Raw genomic sequence first — 549 nt, forward strand, 5'->3', positions numbered from 1 at the left:
GCAAAGTCGCACCTGACGTCGGCTTAGAGCCCAAAGTGCATAATGCTGTAACTGTTACAAGAGTCCGCTAAAGGTCACCGATAGCGTTGTTGAAGAGACACCATGCCTACCCCGCCGTTTAAGTCTTACGTCATTTGCACATCGCCCCGCAGCGGCAGCACCATGCTCTGTAAACTGCTGGCCGAGACCAAAGTTGCTGGGAATCCTGGCTCTCTTTTTCACAAGCCGTCGATTGATGCATGGCTGGATTACTATGACCTCGACACCACCGAGTTTGCTACCAGACGGGAGTTGTTGGACGGCGTTTTCGGAGCAGCAACCGCTCGCGGGAAAGGCGAAACCGAAGTCTTTGGACTTAGACTCCAGCGCGGTAGCTTCGCATTCTTCATGGATCAGGTGCGATTTCTGTATCCCGACAGCGCATCGGACGTAGATCGCATCAAGGCGGCATTCGGTCCGACGCTGTTCATTTATCTTTCGCGAGAGGACAAGTTAGACCAAGCCATTTCTTACATTCGCGCGGAACAAACCGGTCTTTGGCATCGCAGA

General features: G+C 53.2%; 1 protein-coding gene. It reads left to right on the forward strand.

Annotated elements, in window-relative coordinates:
* Window positions 1-102 precede the first annotated feature (102 nt).
* Window positions 103-549, forward strand: a 447-nt coding sequence (locus tag SLH49_RS22295) for a Stf0 family sulfotransferase (RefSeq protein ID WP_320271349.1), incomplete at its 3' end; no start/stop codon positions are given.

Origin of the sequence: Cognatiyoonia sp. IB215446, assembly GCF_033963825.1 — a bacterium.
Classification (GTDB): domain Bacteria; phylum Pseudomonadota; class Alphaproteobacteria; order Rhodobacterales; family Rhodobacteraceae; genus Yoonia.